Origin of the sequence: Photobacterium kasasachensis (assembly GCF_050336885.1) — a bacterium.
Taxonomy (GTDB): Bacteria; Pseudomonadota; Gammaproteobacteria; order Enterobacterales; family Vibrionaceae; genus Photobacterium; species Photobacterium kasasachensis.
Genome location: NZ_JAKJSH010000016.1, coordinates 94,271 through 115,303, shown reverse-complemented (window position 1 = coordinate 115,303; position 21,033 = coordinate 94,271). Strand labels below are relative to the sequence as shown.

The window sequence follows — 21,033 nt, the reverse complement described above, 5'->3', positions numbered from 1 at the left end:
AAACACTGAAAGGTAATTAGATTTCGATCAAATCAACCGTAAAAATAAATTTTATATTTATTATTTACTGGCCGAATCAATAACCAAGTGATGGCATATCAAAGACAGCGAACGATATTCCGCTTCTTCACATGCATCATGACAAATCAATAACCAACATCGCTGATCATTCTGACGCAGTCGCCAAAGCAGCAGATAGCGAGAGCGAATTTTAACCTGCTCAACCACCCACGATTGCTGCTGCCACTGCAGTTCACCAGACGATTTGACCACCAGCCTTCCCTGCATCAGACGGCAGTCAATAAGACGCTGCAACCATTCGAACCATAAGAACTCCAGGCAGACAATGACCAGCGGAAAAGGAAGAGTGTTACGAAACCAGGAAAGCAATAACAGGCTTGCCGCACTAACATAGAGGAGTGTCAGTGCGACAGCCATTAATCGAGATGGGGTTATATCAAGATCAGCGAAGCTTGCTGTTGTTGTGGGCGACAATTCTGTCCACCATCGCCGCATGGGCAGGGTTGTCACTCCTACCGTGCTGCATAACCCATGTAAACAGATCCGGATCATCGCAAGTCAGCAAAGAAATAAAGTCCCGCTGCTCCTGCTCGGGCAGAGCATCAAAGCACTCTTCGAAAAAAGGCATGATGATCACATCCAACTCCAGCATACCGCGGCGGCATGCCCACTTTACCCGTGCTTTTTCATCTGCACTCAACATATACAACCTCAACGTTCAATATGGTCGTTTTACAATTTGCCCAATACTAGCAGCCAAGGCCCAGGCCGACTATGCGCAGGAACAAGCAATGCACCAAGATGAGACCTATGATCCATAATAATCAGCCAAACTAATCAGGTGTATACTCAAGCACTTTGCCGTAGCTTGGGTATATATGCTGACAAATGCCTGCCGGCGATTTAACATAGCAGAAACAGAGATATTCACCCAACCAAAGTAACTCGCCGCCCTTGCTCTGCCAATTCTCAGGCCGAGAAGAGCAAAGCCTCCGGCAAGTTACCTGCACATCATGGAAATCCTATGAGCACCTGGTCAAACGTTCTGAATTTCAAACCTATTGCTTTATCTTCCCAAGACAGCCTACCGGAGCTGGCGCTGGTCGACCTCACTGACTGGAGTCTGATCACCCTGATCGGCGAAGACAAAAAATCATACCTGCAAGGTCAGGTTACCTGCGATGTTGCCACCCTGGCTGCCGACCAATCAACGTTAGGTGCCCATTGCGACGCCAAAGGCAAGATGCGTACGGTTTTCCGCCTATTCCATCACCGCGATGGCTACGGTTGCTTTCAGCGCCAGAGCGTTATGGCTACCCAGCTTCCAGAGCTGAAAAAATATGCTGTCTTTTCCAAGGTCGACATCAAGCAAAGCGACGATGTTCTGCTAGGGCTAACTGGTAACAAGGCAGGCGAGGTCATTGAGCGTGAGTTTGGCGGTGAAGGTAATGTCCGTGCCATTCCTGGCGGGACCGCAGTACAGATTGATCAGCAGCGCTGGCTAATTGCCGTTGCGGCAGATCAGGCTGCAACCATCGCCGAGAAGCTGGCAGCAGACGCAGAGCTGTCCGACAGTACACTGTGGGATCTCTACGACATCCAGCACGCGATCCCGCGTGTCGATGCGGCAACCGAATTGGAGTTCATTCCTCAAGCAATGAACTTGCAGGCCGTTGATGGTATTAGCTTCAAGAAAGGCTGCTATACCGGTCAGGAGACTGTGGCACGGGCCAAATACCGCGGAATTAACAAGCGGGCCATGTATATTGTTCGCGGTGAAGCAGAGCAATGCCCGCAGCCGGGTGATGCCCTCGAGCGCAGTGTCGGCGAGAACTGGCGCAAGGGCGGAACGATTATCGCCGCCTACCAATTTACCGACGACCAGGCTATCGCACTTGTTGGCCTACCCAATGATTTGGATGAAGACAGCCAGTTCCGCCTTGCCGGACAGGCATCGATCTGGCACAAACAGCCGCTGCCTTACTCGCTGGAAGATGATCAATAAGCAATGCAAACACCTGTTACCTTCTATCTGGAGCAAGAAGGCGTCGAATACCGGCTCCTGCCCCACACCAAACCAGCCAAAACTGTTGATGAAGCGGCCCAGGAACGTGGGGTAAACCCCGAGCAGATGGTCAAATCCATCCTGCTCAGAGACATGGGCGGATTCCATGTGCTGGCCTGCGTGCCGGGCCCCGCGCAAGTTGATCCGAAAAAAGTCCGTGCCATGTTTGGCTGTCGCCGTATGACCTGCGCCGATGCCAGTGATGTCGAAAAAGTCACGGGTCTGGTGATCGGTACCGTGGCACCGGTCGGACTGAAACGTCCGCTGCCGGTCATTTTTGACCACAGCATCAAAAAGCACCACAAAGTCAATATCAGCAGCGGTGATCGTATGGCCGGCGTCGAGCTAGAAACCGAGGATCTGCTATTGCTGTGCGATCCCATGTTTGCCGATATCTGTCGCTGATCAAGGGAGTAGGAACAAGCGTGAAGAATATCAACTGGCGGGGGGTCGACCTTAACCTCTTAATTGCATTTTCCGCCCTGATGGAAACCCGGAGCGTCACCAAGGCTGCTGCCAGGTTATCCATCGGGCAGTCTGCCATGAGCCATAACCTGTCTCGGCTGCGGGCACTGATCAATGATCCGCTGTTCGAGCGTCAGGGACACCAGATGATCGCGACCGACAAAGCAGTCGAGCTGGCCCCTGTGATCGATAATATTCTTCACCTTGTCACCACCGAGATCCTTCAGCCGAGCGATTTTACCCCCCAGGACTATCAAGGCAGCTTCCGTATCGGCCTTACCGACTACGCCGAGCTTTTGTTTGCCCCGGCCCTGTTCGATGCAATTACCGCACAGGCTCCCCAGTGCCAGCTCAGCTTCTGCAATGTGGACCGCAACAATTACCAGTCCGCCATTGAGGAGCAGAAAATCAACCTGGTTATTGGCTCCATGAAGGAGCTACCGAGGGAGTTCGACAGCCAGTATCTCTATACCGAAGATCATGTCTGCCTGTTCGACAGTCAGGCCACGGGGTTATCTGTGCCTGTCGATCTGGCCCATTACATCGCAACGCCGCAGGCGCTTGTGACTCCCGACGGCAAGCTCGCCAGTGCTGTTGATAATCAGCTGCAACAACAGGGAGTTAGCCGCCATATTGCTGTCGGCTCGAGTAACTTCATGACAATTCGTCACTTACTAACAGGACGGAATTTGCTATGTGTCGTATCGACCCTGATGGCTCGTGTCGATATTTTTCATGATAACCTCACCCAGTGTCCGCCACCGGTGAAGATCCCTGATTTTGATATCAACATGTTGTGGCTGCGCCGAAATGGCAGCCACCCGAGAGTCGAATGGCTACGTCAGATAGTCAGCGAGACCATCACCAAACGCGTTGCCGTGCTGCGACAGCACAGTTAAGTGATCCCGGCCGGGATCACTTTTTCTCAGGCTCGCTGATCTGATACAGCCTGTGGCTATCACACGTCTCGTCGCAGTTACATTCCTTTTCGACCCCGACTCCGGCCAGGCCGCCACAACTGCCCTTAATGGTTTTCTTCTTCACAATCCAGCCTATCGCCATGGCAGCAATAACCAGCAGAAAAATCATTACTGTCAGCAAAAAAGTCATATCTTTAGTCCTCCTACCTTAGTCAGACCCGACAATGACAGTTTAGTATTCATTGCTGTACCAATCTTAGCTGGTACCGCTTTTTTCTTGCTGCCACAACCGCAGCCACAATCTCCTTTCTCCCGCTTGCACGGCCGCCCCTGCTCAGGCGATGTCAGTAGCTCTCCGACAATACCACCGCCCAGCACCGCAGAGACCTGACTGCGGACAGGCACACGGGTTACCGAGAAACCAGCCTGCAGCAATCTGGCCAGTGAGCGCTTGCCAATATTTCCCAGTGTTATTTCGCTCACGCCCAGATCGCTAAGCTGACGCTGAAGACGCTTTTTGTGTTTGCAGCCGATCTCGCGGCTCCCGGTATTTTCCAGTGTCGTAACCAGTTGCCCTTGCTCATCAAAGACCAGAAAAGCAGCAGCTTTACCAAAATGCCCGGCCACTTCATTACGTGGCGTAACCGCAATTGCTCGCGACATATTAACGCTCCTTTTCTTTGTCCTGCCGCTTATTATCAACCGGCTGTGAAATGTTAGATGATGATGAGTCCGGCTGAAGCTCCAGCGCTTTCCCTTTTACCAGGGCAAGTGCGACTTTATGCCGCGCCCGAGCAACAATATTGCCTAGCGTTTGCCGTGAAACACCGAGCTTCTCGGCAGCAGCCTGCTGTTGCAGGCCGTCGAGATCCACTAGCCTGATAGCTTCAAGCTCATCCGGTGCTAGCGCAATACTTTCCAGCTGCGACATCGGCACACCGTTAGGTTTAAAACAACTGTAGGCCGGGCGACAACCGATCCGGCGATGTATTTTTGGTCTGGGCATGACGTCCTCATTTCTGGCATATGCCAACAATGGATATATTATTGGCATATGCTAAAAATCAAACTTTGATCCTGAGCAGAAAACGGAAGAAAACAGCAAACAACTCAGACCAGCAAGAGGATTTAGCACAAAACACTAAATTAGCTGTAGGAGAAACTGTTCTCCGCCTAGAACCGCGGATAAAAAATGACACAAAACACTCAACAAAGCATATTGATGCATATAAGGGAGATCTGTAACACCATAATATACAAACAATAATTAGCAGCAATTGCTGAGTTCATAAAATTTTACAATTCAACGCACTTATTTATTGATACAAACAAATAGAATAATCATCTAAAAAAATAGTAGTAGCACAAAAAAATACATCGCTCAGTTAGATTTAACATTATTATTATGCTGTAAACATCACAAAACTTTCATAGCCTCTATTTTATAATTCCCGCCGTTAGGAACCCATAGAAGGTTGGCTTTATATGCGCATGTTCAAACGCTACGTGCCAAAATTAATAGCAAAACACGTAAGTCGTTTATTTAGTGGAAGGATCTATATTGATGGCCGAGGAGGCTATGAATTCAACAATGGAATGTTGCTTGTGCCCATAAAAGCCCAGCAACGGCATTTTCAGACCGTGAACGAGGTAAATCAGGAAATAAAGCGCCTAAAAGAATGCTCGTTATAGCAAGCCGCTGATAATAGCTGCCCGGATAGCCCAAAAGCCCACCCTCGCGTGGGCTTTATTGCCTTGGTGGCTTGCTATTCCGATTCATCAATCAAGTCCAGATAGTTATCCGCATCCAGCAGATCCGCAAATTCGCTCTCATCTTCGACTTTTATCTGAAATAGCCAGCCATCGCCGTAGGGATCGCTATTGACCAGCTCCGGCGAGCTTTCCAGCTCTTCGTTAATGGCAACGACAAACCCAGTCAAAGGGGCATAGATGTCTGACGCCGCCTTGACTGACTCTGCAACGGCACAGTCTTCCCCGGCCTCTGTGGCGGCATCGAGTTCTGGCAAATCAACAAAAACCATATCACCCAGCATCGACTGGGCATGATCAGTAAGACCTACGGTATAGACACCCTCACCTTCCGGACGTACCCACTCATGGGTATTGGTAAACTTCAACTCAGAGGGAATATAGCTCATGGTGATACTTCCTTTTGAAAGCCTGCCTATCGCCTTTAACTCAATGCGACAAAGCAGATAAGTTAAAACCCAGGTACAGCACTTCAACTAACATGGCTGCCGTCAGTCTCGAATTTGTATTCAAATTCCTGTTATTTACTGTAGGAGAAAAAATCAAAATGTGATCAAAAAAATCCCTACGAATTAGCGACAAACAAAAAACCGCCTCAAACGAGACGGTTTATTCTGCTAGCAATACCGGCATGTAATCAGTTAGTGCCTGGCTAAATCCGGTAACTCTCCGGATAATCCCAGCGCCCGGCGCATAAATTCATCTTTCACCCCCGGCGCTTTATCGGCGATTAGCATACCGATGTCACGCACCAGTTTTTTGGCAGGATTATTGCCATCAAACAGATCGCGGAAAGTCTGCATCGCGGTGATCATTTTCGCCGCCTCGGCCTTGCGCCAACGCTCGTACTGACGCAGGTTCGCTTTCTTGCCGATATCCTGCTCTTGCAACCACAGTGCCTTCAGTTCTTGCGCCAGACTGGCTGCATCAAGCAAGCCCAGGTTGACTCCCTGCCCGGCCAATGGGTGAATGGTATGGGCCGCGTCACCGACCAACGCCACCCGTTCGCGAACAAAGTCGCGGGCATAGCGCATTTTCAGCGGGAAGGCCTGACGATCTCCTTCAACGCTGCACAAGCCTAACCGGTGATCGAAGGCGGCGGTCAAAGTCTTGTTAAACTCCTCATCAGGCAGCGCACAAAGCTGCTCGGCATCCTGTGGGGACACTGACCAGACAATCGAACACAAATCACTGTCCGGCAACGGCAGAAAGGCTAATGGTCCCTGTGGACGGAAGATCTGACGAGCCGTTTGCTCATGGGGTTCTGAACATCGAATATTGGCAACAATGGCACTGTGGCCATAGTCCCAGTGAGTCAATGGAATATCGAGCTGCTGCCGCAGCCACGAATTGGCACCGTCGGCACCGACAACCAGCTTGGCCGTCAGGCTCTGGCCCGACTCGAGACTCAGCCAGGCTTCACTTTCGCCAAAGGCAATATTCTGACAGCGCTCGGGAGCCAGTACCGTCACATTCGGCAACTGCTGTACTCGTTCTAGCAAGGCCAGCTGAATCACCCGGTTCTCGACGATATGCCCCAGGTTCGGCTGGGCCAGACGCTCGGCATCGAAGTCGATGGTGGCAAAGCTATCCTGCTCCCACACCTGCATCTTGCTATACGGGCTCAGGCGACGTGCTTCAATCCCCGACCAAGCCCCGACGCGTTGCAAAATACGCTCACTGGCCCGGCTGAGGGCTGAAACACGCAAATCCGGTAATGGTTCAAGCGTCTGCTCCGGCAAGCGACCTTCAATGACCGCCACTCGCAACTCTGTGTCAGCGAGCGCAGCGGCCAGCGTCAAGCCAACCATTCCACCGCCAATAATGGCAACATCTACACTTTGCATCATTATACCAATTCCATAAATTATCTAACCATTCAGAACACCACAGGGAACCTAATTCAAGGATAGCGATTGATAGAAGAGTGGTTCTCTTTTGAAATCGCTAGACACAGAAATTGGCTTCCTGTGGTGTTCCCTTTGGGCGAGTTTAAAATACTTTTATACTGCGTTAATAAATTTCAATTTAGAGCCACTAGATTTTCAATTTATCTCCTTGTCTAAAAGCATTTTAACTCTCGCTGAATTAATCAGATAATTAATGGATTTGGTATTTTATCTTTCTACCTGTCCCATAGCCCGCCGTACCAGCGGAGCTTTTAATGTATTGCATAGGCTCATTGCCATCAGGCCGCTATTTCTCCCAACAACCAGAGGCAAACTGCTGTTGGCAAAAAGACTGACCAGGCCCGCCGTCATAGTGACGGTCGCTTCCCGGTCCGGAGTGCGGCGCTGGCGATATCGGCTCAACATCTTCACACTGCCCGGCTCTTCCCCGGCCTCAAGGCCATTGGCGATCTCTTCGGCCAGTGTCATCACATCACGCAGGCCGAGATTAAACCCCTGCCCGGCAATCGGATGGAGTGTTTGCGCGGCATTTCCTACCACGGCTACGCGATGGGAGGTGAGCTGACGGGCCTGACGCAGCAAGAGCGGATAGGCACAGCGGACACCGGTCTTGACCAGCTGTCCGAGCCGCCAGCCAAAGGCCTTCTGCAACTCGGCCAAAAACTGCTCATCGCTCCAGTCCATGACCTTGCGCTGATCCTCCGGGCGGATACACCACACCAGCGAACTGCGCCCTTCCGTCATAGGCAGCAACGCAACAGGCCCATAGGGCGTAAAGCGCTCAAACGCGCGACCCTGATGGGCTTCCGCCGTGGTGATATTGGCAATAACCGCAACCTGCTCAAAGTCATACTCGCTACGCCCGATCCCCAGCATGTCACAGCACGCCGACAGGGCGCCGTCAGCCGTAACCAACAATTTGCCCGTGATTGTATCGCCCTGATCCAGCGTCAGCGTAACCGCCTCCAGACTGCGCTTGATATCCGTGATAACCGCCGGGCAGAGCAATTCAACCTGCTCCAGCTCACCCAGCTGCTTGTGCAGTAACGCACCGGCATCTGCCAGCTCTATCACGTAACCCAGTGCATCCACAGCTTCTTCGCCGGCATCGACATGAACTATACCGGCATGCCCTTGATCAGAGACATGAATATGCGAAATCGGTGTTGCGACTTCAGCCATCGGCGTCCAGACACCAATATCCTGCAGAATATTAGCCGATCCTAACGATAGCGCGATGCTCCGGGCATCATAGCCCGGGTGTTGATCCAGTTTAGGTGCAACCGCTTCGACGACTGCTATTTTCAGCTGACCCTTGCTCAGTGCATTAAGTGCAATTGCCAGTGTTGCGCCAGCCATTGCCCCACCAGCAATGACCACATCATACTGCTTCACATCCAGCCCCTTCGCGTATCAAATTAATGCAGTGTTGGCTTATCACCCTGGCCGATCCCCGGGATTGCCGGCTCTTCAACCGCACCTGGTCGTTGGCTAAGCTCAACCAGGCAGGTCAATACACACTCAGGTACATAGGCAACAACGTTATCAAACAGCTGCGCCTGCTCCGACATATCGTCGTCTTCGTCGATACCCAACTGGGAGATCTCCTCCAATACCGATACCGCCTCGGTAACTTCAGGTGACAGTTTGGCTTTCTCCAGTCCCATCAATCCAAGTCCCGAGATAAAATTGGTTGTCCACTCGCTCAATGCCTCGGCACGCACCATCAGCTCAGCGTCACCAGCAGGGAGCAGCAGCGAGACAGAAAACTCGGCATCAGCCAGCTCCGCAGCCGTTGAAGTAAATAAGGTTTTAGCCAACTGCCCCATTTCGGCAGACACGGCATCAAACACGGCGCGAACGGCCGTTTTTGCACCATCGGTCAAAGGTGCGCCCTCATTGGCGTAGTCACAGACCGGTCCCACCCAGCTTTCATCATCCACCGCCATACCGCCGCAGACCATCCCGCTCAGCAAACCGTGAAGCTCTGATGGCGTCACTGCCAGACCGTGATCTTTCAGTGCTGCTTCAACAACATTATATGCAGGTAATTTAACATCGCTCATGGGCCTTTCACCTTAATTTCATTGGTGCCAATCTCAATTGTGTTATGCTAACACTTAGCCTACGAACAGGCTAATAACCTGATAACAATTCAATAGATCGCCTATGCCGACGACTGGATACGATAACGCGGGTTGGCGTTTTGGGCCGGACATTTCGCGATATCAGTTCCAGATCGCTTCCCGTTATACGTGCACTTGGTGATGATCTGGCTAGTCAGTAACCATTTGCGGCAAAGCGTGATGAGCAAGCTTGCATGTTGAATAGGCTTTTTCTATATTTAGCCACCTATCGCGTATCGCAAGCGGAATGCCATATTAGCTATCTGGCACGGAGCAGATTAGAAGTTTATGAGTACTCAGGCAGTTGAAATTCAAGTAATGGGCCGTATCCTACGGGTAAACTGCCCGACCGGTCAGGAGGATGCGCTTCGCGAGGCGGCAAAAGATTTTGACCAGCGCCTGAAGGATCTCTCCGAACGAACCAATATTAGTAACATCGAGCAGCTGTTGATGTTTACCGGACTGAATATCTGTAACGAGCTGCACAGCGAACGTAAAGAACAACAAGGCACTGATTCAAATTTATCCAATCGAATCAGTGAACTAGCAGAAAGTTTGGATAAAGCATTGCAAAATCAACCAAAGCGTTGATAATAAATTGACCCTGGGGTGTACGTCAGTGAATTAACGTCCCCGAGCCGATAAGCAAATACCCAGGATCAGCTTTTTATTAGCTATTGAGCATGCTCAGCCCGTACTGAGAAGCCTGCGGTTAATGTTGCTGATCCACCTTGAACGTCTGGTTCAAGGGCCACAATTCGCAACGGCACCTTGGGGCATACCTTCTTCAAGAATCGAGTTAGCTGCAACTCGTCTGTCACCAACTCGCTTCTTCTATACTCAGAACACCCTCAGTCATTGGATGACCTATGAGACTACCTGTTCAGCCATCATCTCCACGTCAGCACATTCGTCAACACGTCCGTTTACTTCGCCGTGCTCTAAGCCCTGAACAGCAACAACACGATGCCCAAGAACTGCTCGTCCGGTTCCAGCAGCTCCAAACGGTTATTGATGCACACCATATCGCCCTGTATTTATCCAATGACGGCGAAATAGATACCCAGCCCCTGATTAACTGGCTGTGGGAACACGGCAAGCAGGTTTACCTGCCCGTCCTGCACCCATTCAGCAAAGGACACCTGCTGTTTCTCCATTACACCCCGGCCACCCGTATGGCGCTGAACAAATATAAAATCCAAGAGCCCGTGCTGGATATCCGCCTGGTCAAACCCGTCAGTGAACTGGATCTGATCTGTACCCCGCTGGTTGCTTTCGACAACACTGGCCAACGGCTGGGCATGGGTGGCGGCTATTATGATCGCACGTTAAGCCGCTGGCACTATGAAAAACAGGGTCCGCGCCCGCTAGGCTTGGCCCATGACTGCCAGCAGGTCAACAATCTGCCCTTTGAAGCCTGGGATGTCCCCCTGCCAGAAATTCTCACCCCGTCTTACCACTTTACCTGGTAGACGATACCTTCAGAAAAATTAACAGGCTGCTGCCTTTTTCAGCAACTGCCGCCTGCTCACGCAAACGTTTGGCTTTTTACGTGCCACAGCTATCAATGCTAACCTTATGTTATTAATAGCTTTATGTTTTATGATGTTACGAACAGCGAACTTCGTCAAAGAATTGGCCTGACGCAGCAAGCCCAGTTAGCTATAATCAGCGCTTCGCGAAACGTTTGTCATCACTAGGAGAAAGGCATGACACAAGATGAAATGAAAAAAGCTGCTGGCTGGGCTGCTCTGGACTACGTAAAGAAAGGCAGCATTGTAGGTGTAGGCACAGGCTCAACCGTTAATCACTTCATCGATGCTCTGGAAACCCGTAAAGAAGAAATCAAAGGTGCAGTTTCAAGCTCTGTCGCTTCGACTGAGCGCCTTGAGCAAATCGGCATTCCGGTACTGGATGCAAACGAAGTCTCCAGCCTAGACGTATATGTCGATGGTGCTGACGAAATCAACGGCGAGTACGACATGATCAAAGGCGGCGGTGCAGCCCTGACTCGCGAAAAGATCGTTGCCGCTATTGCCAAGAAGTTTATCTGTATTGTTGATGATACCAAGCAAGTCGACGTGCTGGGTCAGTTCCCGCTACCTGTCGAAGTGATCCCAATGGCCCGCTCATACATTGGCCGCGAGCTGGTGAAACTGGGTGGTGATCCGGTATATCGCGAAGGCGTGGTGACCGATAACGGCAACATCATCCTGGATGTACACAACATGCAAATCACCAACCCCAAAGAGCTGGAAGACCAGATCAATGCACTTCCGGGCGTAGTCACTGTTGGTTTGTTCGCCCACCGTGGTGCAGACGCACTGCTGGTCGGTTCTCCTGACGGCGTGAAAAAGTTCGAAAAATAAACCTGTTAGCGTAATTGCTTCGCTGGTTTATGTTATTTGATTACAAAACGGCATAATTTATGCCGTTTTTTATTATCTATATTGTAATATTCTTACCCTTACTGGTTATTTTTTGATACTTTAATATCAGCATGTAGCAATCGTTTGAGTTAACGCCAGGCCTTATCAGCATGCAGGAAAATAGCCTCACTTCATCTTTCCTGCCAGAAAGCTGGTTCCCCGCCTGTATGCCTAGACTCATGTTTTTAAGGATGAGAACCCAATGGCTAAAGTTTCACTGGATAAAGAAAAGATTAAAATTCTCTTGTTAGAAGGTGTTCACCCTTCTTCAATTGAAGTTTTACAGCACGCTGGCTATACCAATATCGAATACCATAAAGGCTCTCTGGCGGGAGAAGAACTGCTGGAAGCAATCAAAGATGCCCACTTTGTTGGCATTCGATCCCGTACTCAGCTGACAGAAGACGTTTTTAGTGCTGCAAAGAAACTGATTGCCGTGGGTTGTTTCTGTATCGGAACCAACCAGGTTGACCTGAAAGCCGCAACCAAGCGAGGGATCCCTGTTTTCAACGCCCCGTTCTCGAACACCCGTAGTGTTGCTGAGCTCGTTCTGGGCGAAATCCTGCTGCTTCTTCGCGGAATCCCGGAAAAGAACGCCAAAGCACACCGTGGCGAGTGGCAGAAATCAGCAGACCATTCCTTCGAGGCCCGCGGCAAGCGCCTGGGTATTATCGGCTATGGCCACATCGGTACCCAGCTGGGTATCCTGGCAGAAAACCTCGGTATGAAAGTCTATTTCTATGACATCGAGAACAAGCTGTCGCTGGGCAACGCTACCCAAGTTCGCTCAATGACCGAGCTACTGAACAAGTGTGACGTGATCAGCCTGCATGTACCGGAAACACCGGAAACCCAGGATATGATGGGGGCCGAAGAATTTGCCCGCATGAAACCCGGTGCCATCTTCATCAATGCTGCCCGTGGTACCGTGGTTGAAATTGACTCGCTCTGCAGCGCGCTGGAAAGCAAGCACATTGCCGGTGCTGCAATCGATGTGTTCCCGACCGAGCCGAAAACCAATAGCGACCCGTTTGAGTCACCGTTGGCGAAGTTCGATAATGTACTGCTGACACCGCACATCGGTGGTTCGACCCAGGAAGCCCAGGAAAACATCGGGGTTGAAGTGGCCGGCAAGCTGGCGAAATATTCTGACAACGGCTCAACTCTATCAGCCGTCGGCTTCCCGGAAGTGTCCCTGCCGGAACACCGCGACTGTTCCCGCCTACTGCACATCCACGAAAACCGCCCGGGCATTCTAAATCAGATCACCACTATCTTTGCCTCGGAAGGTATCAACATTGCCGCCCAGTACCTGCAGACAGGCCCTGAAATCGGCTACGTGGTTATCGATGTAGAAACAGAGCGTGCCGAAGAAGCACTGACAAAGCTCAAGGTCATCGACGGTACGATCCGCGCACGTCTTCTGCACTAATAATGACAGCGCAGCTTCAATAACGAAAAAGGAGAGCATTCGCTCTCCTTTTTGCTACTCAAAACACAGAGGAAAGGACTTATTCCTCCAGCTTAAAGACGACTTCGACTCGATCTCGGATGGTGATTTGCGCATCCTGATAGGTCGCAGCGGTTTCGGGCGCAGCATCCATCGCCATACGCATCATTACCGGCCTTGGGTGACTGACCTGGTAGGTAATTCGCCACACTCCGTCAATCTTTTCACCAAACCCTTTAGCCAACGATTCCGCCTTCTCCATCGCGTCTTTTATTGCCGCCTGTCGCGCCTGCTCGACATATTCAGCTTCGTTGCTGACTTTGAGCTGGATATTGTTGATTCGGTTGATACCGTCACCCAGCGCGTTATCAAGATAGGTATTCAACTGCTCAAGATCACGTACCGTAACGGTAATATGGCGGCTGGCACGATAACCGGTAAGCTCAGGCTTTTTATCTTTCGGATAGTGATATTGCGGCTGCAAACTGATGTTGGCGCTCTGAATATCGCTTCGCTCGACGCCCTTGGACTGCAAACGCTCTACAAATGCAGTGACGGCTTTATCGACAGCTTGCTTGGCTTCTTTGGCTGTGCCACGTACCTCTTCAACCGCAACCGAAAATTCAGCCATATCAGGTTGTGCCGTTACCTCGCCACTACCTATTGTTTCGAGGTGTGGCACGGTTACATTGGCTGCCGCCGTACCAGCAAAACCCAATGCACTACATCCTAATACCACCGCTAATAGTTGCTTTTTCATAAGGCTACCCTAGTTAGTTATACCGTCAAATCTGACCGTTGTTCTGTTTCGACAACAAGGTGGGGAAAAATATCCCCAAAGCTCAAAAAATTTTGTACGTTGTTTTATTTTTATATTTATCAACACCCCTGACCCGCTCCTAACTATCTACTGCGGCAGTACATTACGGGCACACGCGGTTAGCTGCTGCGACAGTTCGGTCAATACACCGCTTTCCAGAGCCCAATGATGCCAGTACATACGGCGGGTCAGAAATATCTCCGGCGTCACATTGACCAACATGCCACTATCCAGCTCTTGCTGGATCTGGATCCTCGGGATCAGGCAGTAGGCAATTCCTTCTACCGCCATTCTGACAAACGCCTCGGACGATCTCACCGTGTGCGTCACCACGCTGCCAAGCGGCAAGTTAAAATGCTGATGGACGAAGCGTTCATGCATGTCATCGTGCTGATCAAAGGCCACTCCCGGCGCAGCCAGCAACCTGTCCCGGGTTACCCCGCCAGCAAAGTATTTATTGGCAAAATCCGGGCTGGCCACACACAGAAAATCGACCCGACCGAGGTAATCGGCCATACAGCCCGGCAGCGAGCTGGCCTCCATACTGATCGCACCGACCACCTCGCCGCTACGAAGTTTGTCCAGGGTTCTGGCCTCATCCTCCACCAGCAAGTTGAGTGCTATCCGGCGCGATTTCAACAGCGGACTCAATGCAGGTAACAACCAGGTCGCCAGACTATCAGCATTGGTGGCCAGCGAGACTGACAACGGCTGGCTGCTGTCATCCGGAGTGATCTCCGGCAACAACTCCTGTTCCAGCAACCGTACCCGGCGATAAAGGCCAAGCATTTTCTGCCCTGCCGGTGTCGGTCTCGGCGGCTGCTCGCGCACCAGCATCGGCTGGGCCATCAACTTTTCTAACTGCTTGATCCGTTGAGATACCGCCGACTGGGTAATACACAAGTGCTCTGCCGCCCGCTCAAAGCCCCGCTGTGAGATCACTGCATCCAAGGCTTCGATCCAACGGTAATCCAACCCACGCATAGCCACTCCCCCTCTTCATTAGAAAGTCTAATAATAGATAAATTTTATTAGTTGTACTTAATCCTACTGCCAAGAGTAAGCTTGCGCCATCAGAAACCGCCATTGATTAATCTTTTTAGGAATAAGAACAAATGAGTATGTGGGTGTTATTACAAGGATTTGGCTTGGGTGCGAGCATGATCATCCCGATCGGGGCACAAAACGCGTATGTGTTAAACCAAGGCATCAAACGCAACCACCACCTGACAACGGCAACAGTCTGTAGTATCTGCGATGTCATCTTCATCAGTTTGGGGATCTTTGGCGGTGGAGCTCTTTTATCAAGTAATGAAACCTTGTTACTGTGTGTCACCTTAGGAGGCATAGCCTTTCTCACGCTGTACGGCACCATGTCGCTAAAAAGTGCCCTTGCATCAGCCGATCATCAGGAAAAGCAAGCTGAAGTGATGGCCCGGGGCCGGCGAGGAGTCATTCTTGGTGCCCTTGCCGTAACGGTACTTAACCCACATTTGTACTTAGATACTGTGGTTATACTGGGGTCTATCGGCGGCCAGTTCGAGGGACAAGAGCGCATCGCGTTTGCCACCGGCACTATCATGGCGTCCTTCGTCTGGTTCTACAGCCTATCGATTGGTGCCGCCAAGCTTGGGCCGACACTGTCAAAGCCCCGGATAAAACGGACGATTGACTGTCTGGTTGCCGCTATGATGTTTTTTATTGCAGCCCACCTGGCTCACGGTTTATGGGAGACTTACCTTGGCTAACGCATCCGCCGCTTCCCTTGAAGCGATCTATCAGCAAAATTTAACCTTGTTCAGTCAAACTGGCGTGAACTATCAGTCATGGCAACATGCACCTATCCTCGACTTCGAGGAAGATGCCCGCATCGCCGAAGAGCTGGGCTGGACCGCGGCGCCAACCAAAAGCCTGTTCATGAAAATCAAAGGGGGCGGCTTCTGCCTGCTGCTGACTCATCGTGACAGTCGGCTCGACAGCAAACTGGTCAAGCAGTTGCTGGGTAAACGGGTTTCTGTCTGCAACAATGAAGAAATGATCGAAGCTATCGGCTGCGAACCCGGAGCGGTATGTCCTTTCGCCCTGCCAGAAGAGGTTAAGATCCTGGTTGATCCGGTTGTGTTCAGCTATCCGGAGCTGATGTTCACACCGGGCAAACCCGATTTCACTTTTGCTTTTGATTCCTCATCCCTGATGAGGCTGCTGGAAGCACTGCCAAACACGGTTATCATGTTACCGGAGCGAGAATCCGAGCAGGTATAACTAGCAGTTTCTCGGATAAAGACGCGGATAAAGAAATGGAGCCTGTTGGCTCCATTTCCATTTTTCGTTTGATTGATGGCCTTAACTTTCCAGCTTATTCAAATGAACATCCATTTGCGGATACGGAATGCCGATATTTTCTTTATCGAGCTCTTCTTTGATAGCCTGTAGCAAATCAAAATAAACGCCCCAATAATCAACAGTATTCACCCATGGACGAACTACAAAGTTCACCGACGAGTCAGCCAAGGCTACGACACCAATGGTAGATTCAGGATCTTTCAGCACCCGCGACTCAGCATTAACCACACGGGTCAGCACTTCTTTGGTTTTTTTCAGATCCGCATCGTAAGACACACCAATCACAAAGTCGATACGACGTGTTTTATGATGTGAATAGTTAGTGATCGCACTTCCAATTACGGCGCCGTTCGGTACTACAACCATTTTATTATCCGGTGTACATAGGACTGTCGAAAAAATTTGAATCGATTCAACCGAGCCTGCTACACCACCGATTTCAACATAGTCACCAGATTTGAATGGACGGAAAGCAACAATCAACACACCCGCGGCAAAGTTTGATAATGACCCCTGCAGAGCCAGGCCGACAGCAAGACCGGCGGCACCGATCACAGCAACAACAGAAGCCGTCTGCACCCCTATTCGCCCAAGCGCTGCAATCAGAACAATCACAAACAATAGATAACGAACTAGCGAGTGCAGAAACTCAACAACCGCTTCATCCATATCTTTCTTGCGTAACACCTTAGCCACGCCATTGGCGATCCCCTTCGTGACCATATTACCAATGAACAGAATCAATAGTGCGGAAAGAATATTCACCCCATACTGGATCAGCAACTCTTGGTTATCAGCCACCCAAGTCCCCGCATTCAATACACCGTTGGTCAACTCATTATCCTTAATGGTTTCGACAACGGTATCCGTTACGGTTTCAGCCACACTTTCACTCATACTTATCTATTCCTGCTAATGTTATTTCTTATTCCACAATGAGTCATGGATGCATAAATGTACTTATACCCCAAAAACACCAAATCCCTATGCAATCATCACTATAACTGCGACTTTTAGTGTAAGGCAATCATTTGCGGGCAGAATAATACTCCTGCCGTTGTCAGACACCAACAGAAAAATACAGCGAGAAATAAAATAGCCTCAAAACGAAAAAAGCCCGCTAATGCGGGCTTTTCAATCATTGTGACTTAATCGTCAGACGTAAACTTATAGTACGTCGATTGCGTTCAGGTCAGCGAAGGCTTTCTCAAGACGAGTAACCATAGAAGCCTGACCAGCACGTAGCCATACGCGTGGATCATAGTACTTCTTGTTTGGCGCAGCTTCGCCAGTTGGGTTACCGATTTGACCTTGTAGGAATTCGCGGTTTGCAGCTTCGTAAGTACGGATACCATCCCAAGTTGCCCATTGGGTATCAGTATCGATGTTCATTTTGATAACACCGTAACCGATAGACTCTTGGATTTCAGCTTCTGAAGAACCTGAACCACCGTGGAATACGAAGTTTAGAGCGTTAGGTGCAATACCGAACTTCTCTGCACAGTATGCCTGAGAGTCACGTAGGATAGTTGGAGTCAGTACAACGTTACCTGCCTGGTATACACCGTGTACGTTACCGAAAGATGCAGCGATAGTGAAACGTGGGCTGATAGCCATTAGTTTCTCGTATGCGTATGCAACATCTTCAGGAGAAGTGTAAAGCTCAGAAGCGTCCATATCAGAGTTATCAACGCCGTCTTCTTCACCACCAGTACAACCTAGTTCGATTTCTAGTGTCATACCCATCTTAGCCATACGCTCTAGGTACTTGCCTGAGATTTCGATGTTCTCTTCTAGAGACTCTTCAGAAAGGTCAATCATGTGAGAAGAGAATAGTGGCTTGCCAGTTTCTGCGAAGAACTCTTCACCAGCGTCTAGTAGACCGTCGATCCATGGAAGCAGTTTCTTAGCCGCGTGGTCAGTGTGAAGAATCACAGGAACACCGTAAGAAGCAGCAACAGCATGAACGTATTTTGCACCAGCTACAGCACCAAGGATTTGTGCACCTTGACCTTCAAGTTTAACGCCTTTACCAGCGAAGAAACCAGCACCACCGTTAGAGAACTGAACAACAACTGGAGCTTTAACTTTAGCTGCTGCTTCAAGAACACCGTTGATTGAGTCAGTGTTTACTACGTTTACCGCAGGAAGAGCAAAGTTATTTTCTTTTGCTACTTCAAATACTTTCTGTACGTCATCGCCAGAAATAACACCAGGTTTTACAAAATCGAAGATCTTAGACATAACAATAGTCCTATTTACCTTGTTGTCTGTATTAAATATAAATCTTTGCAAACGTTTGCTACTGGACCAGTATTCTATAAAAACTTGATCTAATTCACAAACATTTATCGGCGGGAGCATCGCTCCCGCCCAAAATTAATTACGCTTTTGCACGCTCTTCTAGCATAGCAACTGCAGGTAGAACTTTACCTTCAACGAACTCAAGGAACGCACCGCCACCAGTAGAGATGTAAGAAACGTCAGCTTTGATACCGAACTTATCGATAGCTGCTAGCGTGTCACCACCACCCGCAACAGAGAAACCTTCAGATTCTGCAATTGCTTTAGAGATACCCGCTGTACCTGCTTCGAAGTTCTTGAACTCGAACACGCCAACTGGGCCATTCCAAAGAATCGTTTTCGCGTTACCGATAATTTCAGCAAGTGCAGCCGTTGAATCTGGACCTAGATCGAAGATCATGTCGTCGTCTTGTACTTCAGAAACGTGCTTGATTTCAGCTTCTGCGTTTTCGTCGAACGCTTTCGCACATGCAACATCAGTTGCAACTGGGATAGAGCATTCTTTCATTAGTTTTTGAGCAGTTTCAACTAGGTCTGCTTCGTACAGTGATTTACCAACGTTGTGGCCTTCAGCTGCAATGAAAGTGTTCGCGATACCGCCACCAACAACCAGTTGGTCAGCAACTTTAGATAGAGACTCAAGAACAGTCAGTTTAGTTGATACTTTTGAACCACCAACGATAGCAACTAATGGACGCTCTGGGTTGTCCATTGCTTTACCTAGTGCTTCAAGTTCAGCAGCAAGTAGAGGACCTGCACATGCTACAGGCGCGTGCGTACCTACACCGTGAGTAGATGCCTGGGCACGGTGAGCAGTACCGAATGCATCCATTACGAAGATGTCACAAAGCGCAGCGTATTTCTTAGATAGCTCTTCTTCGTTCTTCTTCTCGCCTTTGTTGAAGCGAACGTTTTCAAGAACAACTAGTTCACCGGCATTTAGCTCTAGACCGTCTAGGTAGTCTTTCGCTAGTTTAACGTCGCAGTCCAGTGCGTCGTTTAGGTAGTTAACTACAGGAGCTAGAGAGAACTCTTCTGCATATTCGCCTTCAGTCGGACGACCCAGGTGAGAAGTAACCATTACTTTAGCACCAGCTTCTAGGCAGCGCTTGATAGTTGGCAGAGATGCAAGAATACGTGCATCAGAAGTTACTTTACCGTCTTTTACTGGTACGTTCAGGTCAGCACGGATAAATACGCGTTTACCTGCTAGTTCCAGGTCAGTCATCTTGATTACAGACATGGTTTGTCCTCTCAACATTGATTAATTTAAAGTCAAAGTTTTGTCGGCCCGGCGTCACTGCCAAGCCCAATAATTTCTACAGCTTTTGTACTGTTGCTACGCAACTTTCTGTTGCGTGCATGGCCAACGCGGTGTCTAGCATCCGGTTGGCAAATCCCCATTCGTTATCACACCACACCAGCAGCTTGAGTAAATGCTGGTTACTGACACGGGTCTGGGTGCCATCAACAATCGCGCTATGGGGATCGTGATTGAAGTCAATTGAGACAAGCGGAGCTTCGGTGTAATCAACGATACTGGTTAATGTACAACGAGACGCCTCTGCCAGTGATTGATTTACGTCATTAACTTTCACATTTGTTTTAACTGTGACACTTAAATCCATCGCTGTGACGTTAATTGTCGGTACGCGCACAGAGATCGCTTCAAATTTGTCAGAAAATTTCGGAAAAATACGACCAATACCAAGATGAAGTTTAGTATCGACCGGAATAATTGACTGACTGGCTGCGCGGGTACGGCGTAAATCAGAGTGGTAGGCATCAATGACCTGCTGATCATTCATTGCGGAGTGGATAGTTGTAATAGTACCGGATTCAATGCCGAAGGCATCATCCAAAACCTTGATAACCGGAACAATACAGTTGGTCGTACAGGAACCGTTAGAGACAATACGATGCTCTGGTTTGAGCGTGTCATGGTTCACACCATAAATAATGGTATTGTCGATATCATTGCCAGCCGGATGGGAAAATAACACTTTGCGGGCACCCGCTTTAATGTGCGCCTCGCCGTCAGCCCGGGAACCATAGAAGCCGGTACAGTCGAGTACGATATCGACATCAAGATCTTGCCACGGTAACAGGTGTATCTCGGGTTGATGAAGGATTCGGATACTGTCCTGCTCACCATTTTCATGGGCAATAAACAGGTGCTCCTGGTCATGGGTGACAGGCTTGTGAAAGCGTCCATGGCTGGTGTCATATTGCAGCAGGTGAGCCATAGCTTCAGGCTCAGCCAACTCGTTGACTGCCACGACTTTGATCTGGTGATGTTTGCCGCTTTCGTACAATGCGCGAAGCACACTGCGTCCGATACGGCCAAATCCATTAATTGCGACTTTAAGTGTCATATCCGTGCTACATATTTACTAAGCCGCGTTAGTGT

26 protein-coding genes and 1 other RNA gene are annotated in these 21,033 nt (G+C 49.7%); 12 read left to right on the top strand and 15 right to left on the bottom strand.

The genetic code is table 11. The features are described from left to right. Window positions 1-60 precede the first annotated feature (60 nt). Window positions 61-495: a protein YgfX gene (locus L4D19_RS21310; RefSeq protein WP_428454148.1), complete on the bottom strand. Its 435-nt coding sequence runs from the start codon at window positions 493-495 to the stop codon at window positions 61-63. Then, window positions 464-724 carry an FAD assembly factor SdhE gene (locus L4D19_RS21305; protein ID WP_428454147.1) on the bottom strand — a complete coding sequence of 87 codons (261 nt, stop codon included), beginning with the start codon at window positions 722-724 and terminating at the stop codon, window positions 464-466. Before L4D19_RS21305 ends, L4D19_RS21310 begins: the two co-directional genes overlap by 32 nt. 321 nt (window positions 725-1,045) lie before the next feature. Between L4D19_RS21305 and ygfZ the strand changes: the two genes are divergently transcribed. The 3 genes from ygfZ to L4D19_RS21290 are packed head-to-tail and all read left to right on the top strand — an operon-like array spanning window position 1,046 to window position 3,450. After that, entirely contained in the window at window positions 1,046-2,026 is a 981-nt protein-coding gene (gene ygfZ, locus L4D19_RS21300; protein WP_428454146.1) for a tRNA-modifying protein YgfZ, read from the top strand. Window positions 2,027-2,029: 3 nt separating this feature from the next. After that, window positions 2,030-2,491 carry an aminoacyl-tRNA deacylase gene (locus L4D19_RS21295; protein WP_428454145.1) on the top strand — a complete coding sequence of 154 codons (462 nt, stop codon included), beginning with the start codon at window positions 2,030-2,032 and terminating at the stop codon, window positions 2,489-2,491. Between the two features lie 20 nt (window positions 2,492-2,511). Next, window positions 2,512-3,450: a LysR substrate-binding domain-containing protein gene (locus L4D19_RS21290; protein ID WP_428454144.1), complete on the top strand. Its 939-nt coding sequence runs from the start codon at window positions 2,512-2,514 to the stop codon at window positions 3,448-3,450. A 16-nt stretch (window positions 3,451-3,466) separates the two neighbouring features. On the opposite strand, the gene nqrM is transcribed toward L4D19_RS21290, so the two are convergent. From nqrM to L4D19_RS21275, 3 genes are read right to left on the bottom strand one after another with little or no spacing between them, the layout of a single operon-like run. Then, window positions 3,467-3,661, bottom strand: a complete 195-nt coding sequence (gene nqrM / locus L4D19_RS21285) for a (Na+)-NQR maturation NqrM (protein ID WP_428454143.1) — start codon at window positions 3,659-3,661, stop codon at window positions 3,467-3,469. Further along, window positions 3,658-4,134 (bottom strand): NifB/NifX family molybdenum-iron cluster-binding protein, encoded by a 477-nt coding sequence (locus L4D19_RS21280; protein ID WP_428454142.1) that lies wholly within the window; start codon window positions 4,132-4,134, stop codon window positions 3,658-3,660. Before L4D19_RS21280 ends, nqrM begins: the two co-directional genes overlap by 4 nt. Before the next feature lies 1 nt (window position 4,135). After that, window positions 4,136-4,477, bottom strand: coding sequence for a DUF134 domain-containing protein (locus tag L4D19_RS21275; protein ID WP_428454141.1), 342 nt, complete (start codon window positions 4,475-4,477; stop codon window positions 4,136-4,138). A gap of 41 nt (window positions 4,478-4,518) precedes the next feature. Here L4D19_RS21275 and L4D19_RS21270 point away from each other — a divergent pair, with 41 nt between their 5' ends. Both L4D19_RS21270 and L4D19_RS21265 read left to right on the top strand, forming a co-directional pair. Next, window positions 4,519-4,716 (top strand): hypothetical protein, encoded by a 198-nt coding sequence (locus L4D19_RS21270; RefSeq protein WP_428454140.1) that lies wholly within the window; start codon window positions 4,519-4,521, stop codon window positions 4,714-4,716. 240 nt (window positions 4,717-4,956) lie between these two features. After that, the gene (locus L4D19_RS21265; RefSeq protein WP_075763121.1) at window positions 4,957-5,163 is read left to right on the top strand and encodes a DUF1107 domain-containing protein; all 207 of its coding nucleotides are present in this window, start codon (window positions 4,957-4,959) and stop codon (window positions 5,161-5,163) included. A gap of 74 nt (window positions 5,164-5,237) precedes the next feature. Here the strand turns inward: L4D19_RS21265 and gcvH are convergent, their stop codons facing one another. The 4 genes from gcvH to L4D19_RS21245 all read right to left on the bottom strand — a co-directional run bounded on the left by gcvH (window position 5,238) and on the right by L4D19_RS21245 (window position 9,217). Further along, entirely contained in the window at window positions 5,238-5,621 is a 384-nt protein-coding gene (gcvH, locus tag L4D19_RS21260; RefSeq protein ID WP_338046931.1) for a glycine cleavage system protein GcvH, read from the bottom strand. 261 nt (window positions 5,622-5,882) lie between these two features. After that, entirely contained in the window at window positions 5,883-7,091 is a 1,209-nt protein-coding gene (locus tag L4D19_RS21255; RefSeq protein ID WP_428454139.1) for an FAD-dependent 2-octaprenylphenol hydroxylase, read from the bottom strand. A 267-nt stretch (window positions 7,092-7,358) separates the two neighbouring features. After that, complete coding sequence (ubiH, locus tag L4D19_RS21250) at window positions 7,359-8,546, bottom strand: 2-octaprenyl-6-methoxyphenyl hydroxylase (RefSeq protein WP_428454138.1); 1,188 nt, start codon at window positions 8,544-8,546, stop codon at window positions 7,359-7,361. 23 nt (window positions 8,547-8,569) lie between these two features. Then, window positions 8,570-9,217, bottom strand: coding sequence for a UPF0149 family protein (locus tag L4D19_RS21245; protein ID WP_428454137.1), 648 nt, complete (start codon window positions 9,215-9,217; stop codon window positions 8,570-8,572). Window positions 9,218-9,565: 348 nt separating this feature from the next. Between L4D19_RS21245 and zapA the strand changes: the two genes are divergently transcribed. The 5 genes from zapA to serA all read left to right on the top strand — a co-directional run bounded on the left by zapA (window position 9,566) and on the right by serA (window position 13,138). Next, a complete protein-coding gene (gene zapA / locus L4D19_RS21240; RefSeq protein WP_075763126.1) occupies window positions 9,566-9,868 on the top strand; it encodes a cell division protein ZapA in 303 nt (100 codons plus the stop codon). Between the two features lie 7 nt (window positions 9,869-9,875). After that, window positions 9,876-10,059, top strand: a non-coding RNA gene (gene ssrS, locus L4D19_RS21235) — 6S RNA. A gap of 87 nt (window positions 10,060-10,146) precedes the next feature. Beyond that, window positions 10,147-10,749 (top strand): 5-formyltetrahydrofolate cyclo-ligase, encoded by a 603-nt coding sequence (locus tag L4D19_RS21230; RefSeq protein ID WP_428454136.1) that lies wholly within the window; start codon window positions 10,147-10,149, stop codon window positions 10,747-10,749. 237 nt (window positions 10,750-10,986) lie between these two features. After that, window positions 10,987-11,646: a ribose-5-phosphate isomerase RpiA gene (gene rpiA, locus L4D19_RS21225; protein ID WP_075763128.1), complete on the top strand. Its 660-nt coding sequence runs from the start codon at window positions 10,987-10,989 to the stop codon at window positions 11,644-11,646. Window positions 11,647-11,908: 262 nt separating this feature from the next. Continuing rightward, window positions 11,909-13,138, top strand: coding sequence for a phosphoglycerate dehydrogenase (gene serA, locus L4D19_RS21220; protein WP_160654228.1), 1,230 nt, complete (start codon window positions 11,909-11,911; stop codon window positions 13,136-13,138). Between the two features lie 79 nt (window positions 13,139-13,217). Here the strand turns inward: serA and L4D19_RS21215 are convergent, their stop codons facing one another. Together L4D19_RS21215 and L4D19_RS21210 are read right to left on the bottom strand one after the other, a co-directional pair. Then, window positions 13,218-13,916 carry an oxidative stress defense protein gene (locus tag L4D19_RS21215; RefSeq protein ID WP_428454135.1) on the bottom strand — a complete coding sequence of 233 codons (699 nt, stop codon included), beginning with the start codon at window positions 13,914-13,916 and terminating at the stop codon, window positions 13,218-13,220. A gap of 147 nt (window positions 13,917-14,063) precedes the next feature. Further along, complete coding sequence (locus tag L4D19_RS21210) at window positions 14,064-14,960, bottom strand: LysR family transcriptional regulator ArgP (protein WP_428454134.1); 897 nt, start codon at window positions 14,958-14,960, stop codon at window positions 14,064-14,066. Window positions 14,961-15,091: 131 nt separating this feature from the next. Between L4D19_RS21210 and L4D19_RS21205 the strand changes: the two genes are divergently transcribed. Further along, window positions 15,092-15,724: a LysE/ArgO family amino acid transporter gene (locus tag L4D19_RS21205; protein ID WP_428454133.1), complete on the top strand. Its 633-nt coding sequence runs from the start codon at window positions 15,092-15,094 to the stop codon at window positions 15,722-15,724. After that, entirely contained in the window at window positions 15,717-16,238 is a 522-nt protein-coding gene (locus tag L4D19_RS21200) for a YbaK/EbsC family protein (protein WP_428454132.1), read from the top strand. Before L4D19_RS21205 ends, L4D19_RS21200 begins: the two co-directional genes overlap by 8 nt. A gap of 81 nt (window positions 16,239-16,319) precedes the next feature. Here L4D19_RS21200 and mscS read toward each other — a convergent pair whose 3' ends face one another. The 4 genes from mscS to epd form a co-directional block, all read right to left on the bottom strand. Then, complete coding sequence (gene mscS, locus L4D19_RS21195; RefSeq protein ID WP_428454131.1) at window positions 16,320-17,216, bottom strand: small-conductance mechanosensitive channel MscS; 897 nt, start codon at window positions 17,214-17,216, stop codon at window positions 16,320-16,322. A 270-nt stretch (window positions 17,217-17,486) separates the two neighbouring features. Then, window positions 17,487-18,563 carry a class II fructose-bisphosphate aldolase gene (gene fbaA, locus L4D19_RS21190; RefSeq protein WP_428454130.1) on the bottom strand — a complete coding sequence of 359 codons (1,077 nt, stop codon included), beginning with the start codon at window positions 18,561-18,563 and terminating at the stop codon, window positions 17,487-17,489. Between the two features lie 139 nt (window positions 18,564-18,702). Then, a complete protein-coding gene (locus tag L4D19_RS21185) occupies window positions 18,703-19,866 on the bottom strand; it encodes a phosphoglycerate kinase (protein WP_428454129.1) in 1,164 nt (387 codons plus the stop codon). A 76-nt stretch (window positions 19,867-19,942) separates the two neighbouring features. Then, entirely contained in the window at window positions 19,943-20,998 is a 1,056-nt protein-coding gene (epd, locus tag L4D19_RS21180) for an erythrose-4-phosphate dehydrogenase (RefSeq protein ID WP_428454128.1), read from the bottom strand. Window positions 20,999-21,033: the final 35 nt, after the last annotated feature.